The 12,704-nt window shown below is 61.4% G+C and carries 15 protein-coding genes; 1 reads left to right on the plus strand and 14 read right to left on the minus strand.

Annotated features, from left to right (window positions below):
- Positions 1-168 precede the first annotated feature (168 nt).
- The 10 genes from ACQKEN_RS01845 to ubiE all read right to left on the minus strand — a co-directional run bounded on the left by ACQKEN_RS01845 (position 169) and on the right by ubiE (position 8,661).
- Positions 169-2,085: a methyl-accepting chemotaxis protein gene (locus tag ACQKEN_RS01845; RefSeq protein WP_427683236.1), complete on the minus strand. Its 1,917-nt coding sequence runs from the start codon at positions 2,083-2,085 to the stop codon at positions 169-171.
- 362 nt (positions 2,086-2,447) lie between these two features.
- Positions 2,448-3,155 carry a 16S rRNA (uracil(1498)-N(3))-methyltransferase gene (locus ACQKEN_RS01850; protein WP_427683238.1) on the minus strand — a complete coding sequence of 236 codons (708 nt, stop codon included), beginning with the start codon at positions 3,153-3,155 and terminating at the stop codon, positions 2,448-2,450.
- Complete coding sequence (tatC, locus tag ACQKEN_RS01855) at positions 3,152-3,946, minus strand: twin-arginine translocase subunit TatC (protein ID WP_065986665.1); 795 nt, start codon at positions 3,944-3,946, stop codon at positions 3,152-3,154. Before tatC ends, ACQKEN_RS01850 begins: the two co-directional genes overlap by 4 nt.
- Positions 3,943-4,530, minus strand: coding sequence for a Sec-independent protein translocase protein TatB (tatB, locus tag ACQKEN_RS01860; protein ID WP_427683240.1), 588 nt, complete (start codon positions 4,528-4,530; stop codon positions 3,943-3,945). Before tatB ends, tatC begins: the two co-directional genes overlap by 4 nt.
- Before the next feature lie 10 nt (positions 4,531-4,540).
- Entirely contained in the window at positions 4,541-4,825 is a 285-nt protein-coding gene (locus ACQKEN_RS01865) for a twin-arginine translocase TatA/TatE family subunit (RefSeq protein ID WP_427683242.1), read from the minus strand.
- 42 nt (positions 4,826-4,867) lie between these two features.
- Complete coding sequence (locus ACQKEN_RS01870; protein ID WP_427683244.1) at positions 4,868-5,200, minus strand: phosphoribosyl-ATP diphosphatase; 333 nt, start codon at positions 5,198-5,200, stop codon at positions 4,868-4,870.
- Positions 5,201-5,202: 2 nt separating this feature from the next.
- On the minus strand, positions 5,203-5,595 hold the full coding sequence (gene hisI / locus ACQKEN_RS01875; protein ID WP_427683246.1) for a phosphoribosyl-AMP cyclohydrolase: 393 nt from the start codon (positions 5,593-5,595) through the stop codon (positions 5,203-5,205).
- A 56-nt stretch (positions 5,596-5,651) separates the two neighbouring features.
- Positions 5,652-7,271 (minus strand): ubiquinone biosynthesis regulatory protein kinase UbiB, encoded by a 1,620-nt coding sequence (ubiB, locus tag ACQKEN_RS01880; protein WP_427683248.1) that lies wholly within the window; start codon positions 7,269-7,271, stop codon positions 5,652-5,654.
- On the minus strand, positions 7,268-7,891 hold the full coding sequence (locus tag ACQKEN_RS01885) for a ubiquinone biosynthesis accessory factor UbiJ (protein WP_427683250.1): 624 nt from the start codon (positions 7,889-7,891) through the stop codon (positions 7,268-7,270). The genes ubiB and ACQKEN_RS01885 overlap by 4 nt, the downstream gene beginning before the upstream one ends.
- Positions 7,891-8,661 (minus strand): bifunctional demethylmenaquinone methyltransferase/2-methoxy-6-polyprenyl-1,4-benzoquinol methylase UbiE, encoded by a 771-nt coding sequence (gene ubiE / locus ACQKEN_RS01890; protein ID WP_122534362.1) that lies wholly within the window; start codon positions 8,659-8,661, stop codon positions 7,891-7,893. The genes ACQKEN_RS01885 and ubiE overlap by 1 nt, the downstream gene beginning before the upstream one ends.
- A 141-nt stretch (positions 8,662-8,802) precedes the next feature.
- On the opposite strand from ubiE, the gene ACQKEN_RS01895 reads away from it, so the two are divergent.
- Complete coding sequence (locus ACQKEN_RS01895) at positions 8,803-9,081, plus strand: polyhydroxyalkanoic acid system family protein (protein ID WP_108119118.1); 279 nt, start codon at positions 8,803-8,805, stop codon at positions 9,079-9,081.
- A gap of 209 nt (positions 9,082-9,290) precedes the next feature.
- Here the strand turns inward: ACQKEN_RS01895 and ACQKEN_RS01900 are convergent, their stop codons facing one another.
- The 4 genes from ACQKEN_RS01900 to ACQKEN_RS01915 form a co-directional block, all read right to left on the minus strand.
- Positions 9,291-9,668, minus strand: a complete 378-nt coding sequence (locus ACQKEN_RS01900; protein ID WP_427683252.1) for a gamma-butyrobetaine hydroxylase-like domain-containing protein — start codon at positions 9,666-9,668, stop codon at positions 9,291-9,293.
- 143 nt (positions 9,669-9,811) lie between these two features.
- Entirely contained in the window at positions 9,812-11,149 is a 1,338-nt protein-coding gene (hslU, locus tag ACQKEN_RS01905) for an ATP-dependent protease ATPase subunit HslU (protein WP_192171220.1), read from the minus strand.
- A gap of 69 nt (positions 11,150-11,218) precedes the next feature.
- A complete protein-coding gene (gene hslV, locus ACQKEN_RS01910) occupies positions 11,219-11,749 on the minus strand; it encodes an ATP-dependent protease subunit HslV (RefSeq protein WP_074890792.1) in 531 nt (176 codons plus the stop codon).
- A 265-nt stretch (positions 11,750-12,014) separates the two neighbouring features.
- Positions 12,015-12,704 (minus strand): SPOR domain-containing protein, encoded by a 690-nt coding sequence (locus ACQKEN_RS01915; protein ID WP_427683255.1) that lies wholly within the window; start codon positions 12,702-12,704, stop codon positions 12,015-12,017.

Below are 12,704 nucleotides of genomic sequence, written 5' to 3' on the forward strand. Positions count from 1 at the left end.
TATCCACAGGAGAAATTGCATTCACTGGCAAACCGGTATCCACAGGAGAAATTGCATTCACTGGCAAACCAGTATCCACAGGAGAAATTGCATTCGCTGGCAAGCCGGTATCCGCAGTACAAATTGCATACAGCCAGCAAGGTTGTGCGAACCACTCCGGGCGATTAATCAGACCCGGAAGCGGCCCACCAACGCTTGCAGATGGCTGCCCAGGCGCGCCAGTTCGACGCTCGACGCCGCGGTTTCCTCGCTGGCCGCCGAGGTCTGTTCCGACACATCGCGCACGTTGAGCACGCTGCGGTTGATCTCTTCGGCGGTGGCGCTTTGCTCCTCGGCCGCGGCGGCGATCTGCTGGTTCATGGATTGAATCGCAGAAACCGTGCGGGTGATGCTTTCCAGGGAGGTGCCGGCGCGGCGGGTCAGCTCGACGCTGCTGACGGTAAGCTCGCGGCTGTTGTCCATGATCGTCGCCACCTGCCGGGTGCCGTTCTGCAGGCCTGAAATCAGCTCTTCGATCTCTTCTGTGGACTTCTGCGTGCGTTGCGCCAGGCTTCGCACTTCGTCCGCCACCACGGCAAATCCACGCCCGGCCTCGCCAGCCCGCGCGGCCTCGATGGCTGCGTTCAGGGCGAGGAGGTTGGTTTGCTGTGCGACGGACTTGATCACGTCGAGGACGCTGCCGATCTTGTCGCTCTCGCGCTTGAGTTCAGCCATCGCCTCGGTGGAGTGACCGACTTCGGTCGCCAGACGCTCTATTTGCGCAATGGCCTCATTGACCACTTTGTCGCCTTCGCGCGCCTGAAGGTCGGCGGCTACGGCAGCCTCGGACGCCTCTTCGGCGTTGCGCGCCACTTCCTGCACGGTAGCGGTCATCTCGTGCATCGCGGTCGCCACCTGATCGGTCTCGATCTTCTGGCTGTTGACCCCGGCACTGGTCTGCTCGGTGACCGCCGACAGCTCTTCGGCGGCGCTGGCGATCTGGGTCACGCCTTCGCCGATGCCGCTGATCAATTGGCGCAGCTCCACGGTCATGCGCTGGATGCTGCCCTGCAACTGGCCAAGCTCGTCGCGCCGGTCGACGCTTAAGTTGTGGGTCAGATCACCGGACGCCACGCGCTCGACCGCAACGAGCGTCTGGCCCAGCGGCACCGTGATTTGCCGGGTGATGACCCAGGCGGCGAGAACACCGAGGATCAGCGCCACTATCGTAACGATCCCAAGGGTCGATTGGGCCTGACCGGTGTCGGCGTCACGTTTGGCATTTTGCGAGGCGCTCAACTGATCGCTGACATCGAGCAACTGCTGCCCCAGTCCGGTCATCTTTTCCAGCGCCTGACGGCTGAGTTGTTGCGCATCGCGATATTGGCCGACAGCGGCGCGGTAGCCTTTGAGCGCCAGGTTGGCCTTTTGCAATTGCGAGATGTATTGGGAAGAGACATCGCCCGCCAGCGTGTTGACCCCGATGATCGCTTCGTCGATGGCCGCAGTGGCGTTCTTTTCAAAATCCGGATTGCCGCTGAAGGTATAACCACGCACCTGGAAGCGTGCCTGCTGAATCTGCTTGCTGACGTCCACCGCGCTGTTGAATTGCAGGATGTTGTCGTGCTGCAGCAACGCCTGTTCGATCTTGTTGACGACATCAACAGCGGCGTCGGCGGCAGCGCCCAGGTTGCTTCGGCTGGCTTCGCGAGTCTGGATAGCCTTGGTCATGTCGACAAAAGCGCGACGGTAATCGCCCGCGGCCTGAGTCTGAGCGTCCAGCAGCTTGAGATCGCCGAGGCCTTTTACCATGCCCTGCGCGGTTTTCAGGTCAGCGTCGAGGTTGTCCAGCGCGGTCATGACAGCCGTCGCGGCTTCAGCGCTGTATTGGGTTTCATACACCATGCGTGCCGTGCGCAGATCCATCGTCCGCTCACTGATCTGCGAGATCATCCCCAGTTTGTCGCCGCGCTCGATCACCGCCTTCACGCTTGACCAGCCCGTCGCCGTGATGAGCAGCGTCAGCAACAGCACAAGGCCGAAACCGATACCCAGTTTGAGACGGACGCTCATATTTCCAAGGCGTTGGGCAAACCAGCGAGACATGATGATTCCTTGCGAGTTGTTTTTATGGACGCCTGTGCATCGGCCGCTGCGCGAGGAACTGAAGCGTGGGGTGATGAAGGGCTGGGTGGACAGGTTCACGACTGCTGCGCAGCCGATCGCGGGCAAGCGCGCTCCTACGCCTTCGGCAGAAGCGGGTCAGGCATTGATCGGCAGAGATGGGTTCGGTATTGATTGTCAGGCGGAGTGCCGCTGGCGCGGATGCTCATTGCGAGTGCTGCGCGTCCGGATGTCGGCGTTTTGCCTTGGATTTTGCCCGAAGGGCGTAGGAGCGCGCTTGCCCGCGAACTGCCGCGAAGCGGCAGCAAACCAGGCGCCTCGCTCGAGGCAGGCTCAACGCAGCATTAAAACAATCGGGCCAGCAGCGCAGTCACGGCGGTTTCGACGCGCAGGATCCGCGCGCCCAACTGGACTGGATTCAGGCCGGAGGCCTGCAGAAGATCGACTTCGTAGGGAATCCAGCCGCCTTCAGGGCCGATGGCCAGGGTGACAGGCTGCTCGACCGCGCGCGGGCAGGCCGGGAAATCACCCGGATGGCCGACCAATCCCAGCGTGCCCTCAACAACCGCGGGGAGGCGGTCTTCAACGAAGGGCTTGAAGCGCTTTTCGATAACGATCTCCGGCAGCACGCTGTCGCGGGCCTGCTCCAGCCCGAGAATCAACTGCTCGCGAATCGCCGCAGGCTCCAGAAAGGGTGTCTGCCAGAAGCTTTTTTCAACGCGGTAACTGTTGACCAGAATGACCTTGGGAACACCCATCGTCGCCACGGTCTGAAACACCCGACGCAGCATTTTCGGGCGTGGCAATGCGAGGATCAGCGTTAGCGGGAGTTTGGCCGGCGGGGTGTGCGCGAAGCTCACCGAAAGCTCGGCCTCCCGAGGCTCCAGCCGCAGCAGCTGTGCGCTACCGAGCAGCCCGTTCACCCGACCAACCCGCAGGCTATCGCCGACTTCGCTGCGATGCACTTCCTGCATGTGCTTGAGGCGCCGGTCACGCAGCACCACCCGGTCCGCCGCGATGAAGTCGGCGTCCTCAAGCAACAGCAGGTTCACGGCTGGGTCGCTGGCGGTTGGCTCTGTTCGTCTTCGGCTTTTTCGTCGTCTTCATGATCGCCACGCTTGGTGATCATCGAACTGCACAGCACACCGATTTCAAACAGCAGCCACATCGGCACAGCGAGGAGGGTCTGCGAGAAGATGTCCGGCGGAGTGAGGATCATGCCCACCACGAAGCAGCCAATCACCACGTACGGGCGAATCTTCTTCAGGTATTTGACGTCGACGATGCCGATCCACACCAGCAGCACAACCGCCACCGGGATTTCGAAAGCAACGCCAAACGCCAGGAACAGCGTCATGACGAAGTCCAGATAACTGGCGATATCCGTCATCATCGAAACGCCTTCCGGGGTGACGCTGGCGAAGAAGTGGAAGATCAGCGGGAAGACCAGGAAGTAGGCAAACGCCATCCCGGCATAGAACAGGATGATGCTGGAGATCAACAGCGGCACCGCCACGCGTTTTTCATGCTTGTACAGGCCTGGGGCGATAAACCCCCAGATCTGGTACAGGATCACCGGCATCGCCAGGAACAGCGCCACCATCATCGTCAGCTTGAACGGCGTGATAAACGGCGAGGCCACATCGGTCGCGATCATCGTGGCACCGTCAGGCAGAAACTTGCGCAGCGGAGCAGAAACGAAGGTATAGATCTTCTGGGTGAAGTAGAACAGCGCGCCGAAGATCACGAAGATCGCCAGCACGCAGCGCAGCAAACGCGAGCGCAGTTCTGTCAGGTGCGAGACCAGCGGCATTTGCTGGTCGTTTTCGGGAATTTCGCTCATGGGGCTCGTGGTGGCAGTGACGAATCGTTGGCGGAAGGCGCACTTTGCACCGCAGTCGCAGGGGTGATGACTGGCGCAGATACGGGTACAGATCCTGGCCCGGCAGGCGAAGGTGCCGACGCAGGCGCGGTAGGCTCGACATGAACGGGTGGCGGCGTGACCGACGCGCTTTCGGCCGGGGCGGCCGGGCCAATGTCGGCGCTCTGTACCGGTGAGGCCGCACCCATGACCGGTGCCGTGGATGGTGCTGTCGATACCGGAGCAGGCGAAACCGGCGTCTCGGCAGCAGGTTCAGCCGGCGCCGGCGTGACAGGCGCTACAGGCGCAGCAGGCGGTTGCTGAGGCTGCATGATCTTGCGAGCCTCTTCTTCCAGCGAAAGAATATGCTCGTTGTGCAACTGACGCCGAATCTCGTCAGCGCCGATTTCGCGCTCAACTTCCTGTTTGATCGCATTGAAGCTGCGTTTCAGGCGGCCGATCCAGAGCCCGGCCGTCCGTGCTGCGCCGGGTAGACGCTCGGGGCCCAGGACCAGCAGGGCAACGAGGCCGACCAGCAGCAGTTCAGAAAAGCTGATACCAAACATGCGTCACGACCTAGTCTTTGCGGAGGGGGTCTTCGACTCGTTGTGCCTGAGCGTCGATGGTGTGCGGCTGGTGCAGCGGCTGAGCCGGAGGCACAGGCTGCGCAGTCGGCTGTGGCTGAACCGGCGGTTGAACCGTCGGCTCTTCCGGATGCTTGTCGTCGTCATTCATGGCCTTGCGAAAGCCCTTGATCGACTCACCCACGTCAGTGCCCAGGTTCTTGAGTTTCTTGGTGCCGAACACCAGCACGACAACCACAAGAATGACGATCCAGTGTTTCCAGTCAAAAATGCCCATGACGCGTTCCTCACAAGAAATTTCGGGCCGCAGCCCAGGTGTTTATTCCGCCGAGCGAGACGCTTTCTCGGCGTGGCCGGACAGGCCGAAACGGCGGTCCAGCTCATCGAGCACGGCTTGCGGGTGTTGGCCCAGTTGGGCAAGCATCACCATGCTGTGGAACCACAAATCGGCGGTTTCGTAGATGACATCACTGCAGTCACCGCTGATGGCAGCGTCCTTGGCAGCGATTATGGTTTCGACCGACTCTTCGCCGACCTTCTCCAGAATCTTGTTCAGTCCCTTGTGATAAAGGCTGGCGACGTAAGACGAGTCGGCAGCCGCGCCCTTGCGTGATTCAAGCACCTCGGCAAGGCGTGACAAGGTATCAGTCATGTTCAGTGTCCTGCTTGGTAAATGGCGTCCGGGTCTTTGAGCACCGGGTCCACGGTCTTCCAGCCGGCGGCGTCATAGACGCGGTAGAAGCAGCTCTCGCGGCCGGTATGGCAAGCGATGCCGCCGATCTGCTCGACCATCAGGATAATGACGTCGGCATCACAGTCCAGGCGCAGTTCATGAAGCTTCTGCACGTGGCCCGATTCTTCGCCCTTTCGCCACAACTTGCCACGCGAACGTGACCAATAGATAGCGCGCTGTTCGCTGGCAGTCAGGCTCAAGGCTTCGCGGTTCATCCAGGCCATCATCAGCACGCGACCGGTCTTGTGGTCCTGCGCGATGGCGGGCACCAGACCGTCCTTGTCCCACTTAATCTCGTCCAGCCAGTCTTTCATCATCGGCTCCGGCCGCTCCAGGGGAGGGTTAGTGTGCCAGCGGCTCGCGCCGATGGCTATCGGCGAACGACCAGATAGACGCCTGCCGCCAGCATCAGCAAGGCAGGCCAGGCACTCAGGGTGTTCAGCGCTGCGCCGGTCTGGGTATGGGTGATCGCCAACAGTACGCCGCCGGCCAGCAGGCCAGCGCCGAGCAAGCGAAGGGCCCAATGATCACCATCGCGCCGATACGGCGGAGGCGGATCGTGACGATGGGGCTGCGACAGACGCTCGAGCAAATCCCGGGTCATGTTGGCCAGATGCGGAATCTGTTCGACCTGGGATTGCAGGTTGCCCAGCAGGGTTTTCGGGCTGACGCGCTCACGCATCCAGCGTTCGAGGAACGGCTGTGCAGTCGCCCAGAGATCCAGCTCGGGGTACAGCTGACGGCCGAGGCCTTCGATGTTGAGCAGCGTTTTTTGCAGCAGCACCAGTTGCGGCTGCACTTCCATGTTGAAGCGGCGTGCGGTCTGGAACAGGCGCATCAACACCTGCCCAAAGGAAATGTCCTTCAGCGGCTTCTCGAAAATCGGCTCGCAGACCGTACGGATGGCCGCTTCGAATTCATTCAGCTTGGTCTCGGCGGGCACCCAGCCCGAATCGATGTGCAGCTGTGCAACGCGGCGGTAGTCGCGCTTGAAGAAGGCAAACAGGTTGCGCGCCAGGTAGTCCTGATCCTCAGGGGTCAGGCTGCCGACGATGCCGCAGTCGATGGCGATGTACTGCGGATCCCACGGCGTGACCGTGCTGACGAAAATATTGCCGGGGTGCATGTCGGCGTGGAAAAAGCTGTCACGGAAGACTTGGGTGAAGAACAGTTCGACACCGCGCTCGGCCAGCTTCTTCATGTCGGTGCGCTGATCGGCGAGGGTCGCCAGATCGGTCACTTGCACGCCGTAGATGCGCTCCATGACCAACACCTTCGGCCGGCACCAGTCCCAATAGACCTGCGGCACGTAAAGCATGGTCGAGCCTTCGAAGTTACGGCGCAACTGGCTGGAGTTGGCCGCCTCGCGCAAAAGGTCGAGTTCGTCGTAAATGGTTTTTTCGTAATCGGCGACCACGGCCACCGGATGCAGGAGGCGCGCGTCCGCGGAGACCCGCTCGGCAATCTTCGCCAGAATGAACAGCCACGCAAGATCGGAACCGATGATCGGCTTCAAGCCCGGCCGTACGACCTTCACTACCACCTCTTCGCCCGTCTTCAGGCGCGCGGCGTGGACTTGGGCGACAGAGGCAGAGGCCAGCGGGGCTACGTCGAAACGGCTGAATACTTCGCTGATCTTTGCGCCCAGCTGCGATTCGATCAGCGCCACGGCCTTGGCGGAGTCGAACGGCGGCACGCGGTCCTGCAGCATCATCAACTCGTCGGCGATGTCTTCAGGCAGCAGGTCGCGGCGGGTGGACAGCAACTGCCCGAACTTGATGAAGATCGGCCCCAGGTCCTGCAACGCCAGGCGCAGACGGGCGCCACGGCTCAGTTCGTTCTTGCGCCGCGGCAGCCAGCGCCACGGCAGCACGAAGCGCACAGCCAGCAGCCACCACGGCAGGGGCAGGGCGAACAGCAGATCATCGAGGCGGTAACGGATTACGACACGCTGGATGCGAAACAGGCGGCGGACGGCAAGCAGGCTCATGCGTTATCGCTGGATTTGAGGGAGTGGGCCAGACGCTCGAAGCGGGCTTCGAGGCGTTCCAGGTCTTGTTTGGTCTGATCCAGTTCGGCGAAGCGGGCTTCGGCCTCGCGTTTGCCGACCAGCGTGCGGGATTCTTCGGCCAGGTATTCGGCCAGGTTGTGGCTGAGGCTGGCCGCGCTGTCGCGAGTCCAGCGCGCGCTGTTGCGCAAGTGCCCGCCGATCAGGGGCGCCGCGACAGGACCGAGCCAGCGTTGCAGCTCGTATTCCCAGTCGAGGTCGAGATCCTGCAGCACACCCACCAGCTCAAGCAGCACGGCGCTTTCGCCATCCAGCTCGACTTCCGGGCTGTGCAGCACGGCATTTTTGTCTTTGCTCATCGCCAGGCGCATCAGGCTCGCAGCGGGCGCGCGCAAGGTCACGTCAGCGCCGCCCTCCCAGTTCGCGGCCAGCATCAGGCCGTCGTCGCTGGGCAGCACGTGCAGATGAAACGTCGGGCTGGTGCACTCGATCGCGATGACCTTGCCGCTCAGCCGGTCAAGGCGCGGCAGGGCGGTGCTGTCCATGCGCAGCACGCGGTTGATGCCGTGTTCGGCACTGGCGAGCAAGCCGTTGATCAGCATCAGGGTTTGATGCCCCGATGCAGCGCAACGATACCGGAGGTCATGTTGTGGTAGGTCACGCGGTCAAAACCGGCCTGGACCATCATTGACTTCAGGGTTTCCTGATCGGGGTGCATGCGGATCGACTCCGCCAGATAACGGTAGCTTTCCGAATCGTTGGTGATCAGCTTGCCGGCCAGCGGCATGAAAGCGAACGAATAGGCGTCGTAGATCTTGGACATGACTTTGCTGGTGGGCTTGGAGAATTCCAGTACCAGCAAACGACCACCCGGCTTGAGCACGCGCAGCATGGAGCGGATCGCGTCTTCCTTGTGCGTCACGTTGCGCAGGCCGAAGGCGATGGTCACGCAGTCGAAGTAGTTGTCAGGGAACGGCAGCTTTTCAGCGTCGGCCTGGACGAACTTGATGTTGCCGGCCACGCCGCGATCCAGCAGGCGGTCACGACCGACCTTAAGCATCGACGCGTTGATGTCGGCCAGCACGACTTCGCCGGTCGGGCCGACAAGATGGGAAAACTTCTTCGCCAAGTCGCCAGTGCCGCCCGCGATGTCGAGCACGCGGTTGCCGCTGCGAACGCCGGACAGTTCGATGGTGAAGCGCTTCCAGAGGCGATGCATGCCGCCGGACAGGACGTCGTTCATCAGGTCATATTTGGCCGCGACGGAGTGAAACACCTCGGCGACTTTCTCGGCCTTCTGGCTTTCCGGTACGTTTTTGTAACCGAAGTGGGTGATGGGTTCGGCATCGCTGCCTTTGCGCGGATCATTCATATCGCTGTCACCGGAATAAAGTGGCGCCATTCTAATCGTCGGGGCTGGCTTTGTCTTGACAAGGCGCACGGCCAACAGTTTCTTCGGTCCGGGCCGCTGGTATAGTGCGCCGACGATTTAAGCCGAAGCAGGAGCCCGTCAGTGGCCAGAATTACCGTGGAACGCCAGCACACGCTGGGAAAGGAAAAGGCCCGCGAGAAGGCTGAGATCATGCTTCAGAAACTGTCCGACAAGTACGGCATCGAGCACGAGTGGACAGGCGACACCGTGGCCCTGGAAGGCAAGGGCGCCAAAGGCACTGTCGCCGTCGAAGATGAATGGGTGCGGGTGAATATCGACCTCAACTTCTTCCTCTCCCCCATGAGCAGCTCGATTCAGACCGAAGTTGAACGGCAACTGGACAAAGTGCTGACCGCCTGAGGGGCCGTGAGCAGAGATACACCTGCTGAATCATCGCAGACGCCACGCCGCATTTGCCGCCGGAGTCATTTCTGGAGGGGCTTAAATCTGTAGGAGCCGGCTTGCTGGCGAACGCGTTTGTCAGTCAGCGCCGCTTCGTCAGGCAGGTCGGTTCGCCAGCAAGCCGGCTCCTACGGGTTGGAAGGTGCGGTTGGGGACATCCATGGGTATCAGAGCATCAGCTTGATGACTTGCTCGGAAGGGTCGCGGGACTTGCCGGCGGCCTTGAGCTCGGCCAGATACTCATCCCACAGTTGCGCTTGGCGTTGCGCCAGTTGCTCCAGGTATTCCCAGGTAAACAACCCGCTGTCATGACCGTCGTCGAAGGTCAGCTTCAGCGCGTACTGGCCGGCGGGCTCCACTTTGGTAAGCCCGACCCCCAGCTTGCCGAATTGCAGAATCGGATTGCCATGGCCCTGCACCTCCGCCGAAGGCGAGTGCACCCGCAGAAATTCCGCCGGCAAGCGGTACTCCTCATCCGGCCCGTATTTCAGGCTGAGGACTTTCGAGGCTTTGTGCAGCTGGACAGCGGTGGGGATTCTCGACATTGGGGTAAGGCCTTGCAACGTAGACAGGCTGCATGAGCTGTAGGAGCCGGCTTCCTGGCGAATGCGGTGTATCAGACGCAGATCAGCGCCTGACAGGTTGCCTTCGCCAGCAAGCCGGCTCCTACAAATCGTGGTGCAGCGCGTTAGAGGATATAGCGCGACAAATCTTCGTCTTCCGCCAGCTCACCCAGGTGACTGTTCACGTATTCAGCGTCGATCTGAATCGTCCCGCCGTCCTGCGCACCCGCCAGGTCACCGGCACTGAAAGACACCTCCTCCAGCAACCGCTCAAGCAGCGTGTGCAGGCGACGCGCACCGATGTTCTCGGTTTTTTCGTTGACCTGCCAGGCGATCTCGGCCAGACGCTTGATGCCGTCCGGCAGGAACGCGATGTTCAGGCCTTCGGTCTTCAACAGTTCGCGGTATTGCTCGGTCAGCGACGCATGGGGTTCGGTCAGAATGCGTTCGAAATCCTGCGGGCTCAGCGCTTTCAGCTCAACGCGAATCGGCAGACGACCCTGAAGCTCAGGCACCAGATCGCTCGGCTTGCTCAAGTGGAACGCACCAGACGCAATGAACAGAATATGATCAGTCTTGACCATGCCCAGCTTGGTGTTGACGGTGCAGCCTTCGATCAGCGGCAGCAGGTCGCGCTGCACGCCTTCGCGGGACACATCGGCGCCGCCAACGTTGCCGCGCTTGGCCACTTTGTCGATCTCGTCGATAAACACGATGCCGTGCTGCTCAACCGCTTCCAGCGCCTTGGCTTTGAGCTCTTCGTCGTTCACCAGGCGGCCCGCTTCTTCATCGCGAACCATCTTCAGAGCGTCTTTGACTTTTAGCTTGCGGCTTTTCTTCTTGCCCTTGCCCATGTTGGCAAACAGGCTTTGCAGCTGGTTGGTCATCTCTTCCATGCCTGGCGGCGCGGAAATATCGACGCCGCCCATCTCGGCGACCTCAATCTCGATTTCCTTGTCGTCCAGCTGGCCTTCGCGCAGACGCTTACGGAACAGCTGACGGGTGTTGGAATCGCTGCCTGACGACGCGTCCTCGTTGAAGCCCGCCCGTGCCGGGGGCAGCAGGGCATCGAGAATGCGGTCTTCGGCAGCGTCTTCGGCGCGATGGCGAACCTTGGTGATTTCCTGTTCGCGCAGTAGCTTCATTGCGGCATCGGCCAGATCACGGATGATCGACTCGACGTCGCGGCCCACATAGCCGACTTCGGTGAACTTGGTCGCTTCGACCTTGATGAACGGCGCGTTGGCGAGCTTGGCCAGACGACGGGCGATTTCGGTTTTACCGACGCCGGTCGGGCCGATCATCAGGATGTTCTTGGGGGTGACTTCGACGCGCAGCTCTTCAGGCAGCTGCATCCGGCGCCAGCGGTTACGCAGCGCAATGGCGACGGCGCGTTTGGCATCGTCCTGGCCGATGATATGGCGATTGAGTTCGTGGACGATTTCACGGGGAGTCATGGACATGGTTTTCAACGGTCCTCGGCAGAATGCAAGTCGGGCAGGCCGCGATGAATGGCGGCCATCACCAGCGGCTTACTCGGCGAGGTCCTGCTCCTCAATGGTGATGTTGTGGTTGGTGAAGACACAGATGTCGCCGGCAATGTGCAAGGCGGTTTCAGCGATTTCACGGGCAGAGAGTTCGGTCTTCAGCAGCAGTGCGCGGGCCGCGGCCTGGGCAAAGGCGCCGCCGGAACCCATGGCGATCAGGCCGTCTTCGGGCTCAACCACGTCGCCGTTACCGGTAATGATCAGCGAAGCGTCTTTGTTGGCAACGGCCAGCATGGCTTCAAGGCGGCTCAGAGAGCGGTCGGTACGCCATTCTTTCGCCAACTCTACGGCGGCGCGCACAAGGTGACCCTGGTGTTTTTCCAGCTGGGCTTCGAAACGCTCGAACAGGGTGAAGGCGTCAGCGGTGGCGCCTGCGAAGCCGGCGATGACCTGGCCGTGGTAAAGGCGCCGGACTTTCTTGGCGTTGCCTTTCATGACGGTATTGCCCAGGGAAACCTGGCCGTCACCGGCCATGACGACTTTGCCTTGGCGGCGCACTGAAACGATGGTGGTCAAGGGGAGAGTCTCCACGCTGCGGGGCGAAAATGCCCTGATGGAAACTCATATGGGGGTGGGGGCGGGTATTTCAACCGTTGAGTGGGTTGAGGGATGAATGGCGTTGCGTAGGAGTGCTGTAGGAGTGAGCTTGCTCGCGATTGCGGTGAACCAGGCACCCATTATGTTGGATATGCCAATGTCATCGCGAGCAAGCTCACTCCTACAACTGATCGTGCCCGCGTGGAGCGGGACCGATCGTTGGTCCTGCGGTGGGTGGCGTGCCCTAGCGAGCCTGGCGCTGTTGCAGCAGCAGGTTGCTGAAGCCGCCGCCCGCCAGTTGCTTCTGAGCTGTGGTCAGCTGTTCGCGGTTGCTGAACGGGCCGACCAGCACGCGGTACCAGGTTTCATCCTTCACCGTGCCCGACTCCACCGTCGACGTTTGCCCCAACAGAATGATCTGCGCGCGCACTTTCTCGGCGTCGGCCTGTTTGCGGAACGAGCCCGCCTGCAGGAAGAACGTCGTCACCGCTGCCGGCTTGGTCACCGGAGGTGCTGGCGGTGGCGTCAAACCGCTGAGCGCCGCCTGTGCGCGAGCCGTGTCGATCTTCGCGGCCACTTCAGGCGTAACCGGGGTGCTTGGCGCCACGACCGGTGGCGTCTTCTCCGGCACCGCTTCGTTCGGCACGATGACTTCCGACTCAGGCAACAGTGTGTAGAAGTCGTACTTCGGCTTCACCGGTGCGGTCGGGCTGGGCGGCGTCTTGTTCGCTTCGGCAATCTTCGCGGCCTTGGCTTCGGCCTTGACGCGCTTGATGTCGTCGCCACTGCCGGGCTCAAGCTTCATCAGGAAAACAACGAAAGCGCCGACGGTCAGGCCGATCGCCATCCACACCCAGCCCGGAATCGGCGTCTTTGCGGGAGCCTGATACCGGCTGGCGCCGCGCTTGGGAGCAGGTTTCTTTTTAACGGCCAA

It is taken from the genome of Pseudomonas sp. NPDC078416 (genome assembly GCF_050268485.1).
Taxonomy (GTDB): Bacteria; Pseudomonadota; Gammaproteobacteria; order Pseudomonadales; family Pseudomonadaceae; genus Aquipseudomonas.

Excerpts from the sequence above, each read along its gene's own strand:
- ACQKEN_RS01885 (WP_427683250.1), bottom strand. The coding sequence starts at position 7,891 with ATGCTGATCAACGGCTTGCTCGCCAGTGCCGAACACGGCATCAACCGC.
- hisI (WP_427683246.1), bottom strand. The coding sequence starts at position 5,595 with ATGAAAGACTGGCTGGACGAGATTAAGTGGGACAAGGACGGTCTGGTG.
- hslU (WP_192171220.1), bottom strand. The coding sequence starts at position 11,149 with ATGTCCATGACTCCCCGTGAAATCGTCCACGAACTCAATCGCCATATC.
- tatB (WP_427683240.1), bottom strand. The coding sequence starts at position 4,530 with ATGTTTGGTATCAGCTTTTCTGAACTGCTGCTGGTCGGCCTCGTTGCC.
- ubiB (WP_427683248.1), bottom strand. The coding sequence starts at position 7,271 with ATGAGCCTGCTTGCCGTCCGCCGCCTGTTTCGCATCCAGCGTGTCGTA.
- ACQKEN_RS01870 (WP_427683244.1), bottom strand. The coding sequence starts at position 5,200 with ATGACTGATACCTTGTCACGCCTTGCCGAGGTGCTTGAATCACGCAAG.
- ACQKEN_RS01865 (WP_427683242.1), bottom strand. The coding sequence starts at position 4,825 with ATGGGCATTTTTGACTGGAAACACTGGATCGTCATTCTTGTGGTTGTC.
- ACQKEN_RS01845 (WP_427683236.1), bottom strand. The coding sequence starts at position 2,085 with ATGTCTCGCTGGTTTGCCCAACGCCTTGGAAATATGAGCGTCCGTCTC.
- ubiE (WP_122534362.1), bottom strand. The coding sequence starts at position 8,661 with ATGAATGATCCGCGCAAAGGCAGCGATGCCGAACCCATCACCCACTTC.
- ACQKEN_RS01900 (WP_427683252.1), bottom strand. The coding sequence starts at position 9,668 with ATGTCGAGAATCCCCACCGCTGTCCAGCTGCACAAAGCCTCGAAAGTC.
- tatC (WP_065986665.1), bottom strand. The coding sequence starts at position 3,946 with ATGAGCGAAATTCCCGAAAACGACCAGCAAATGCCGCTGGTCTCGCAC.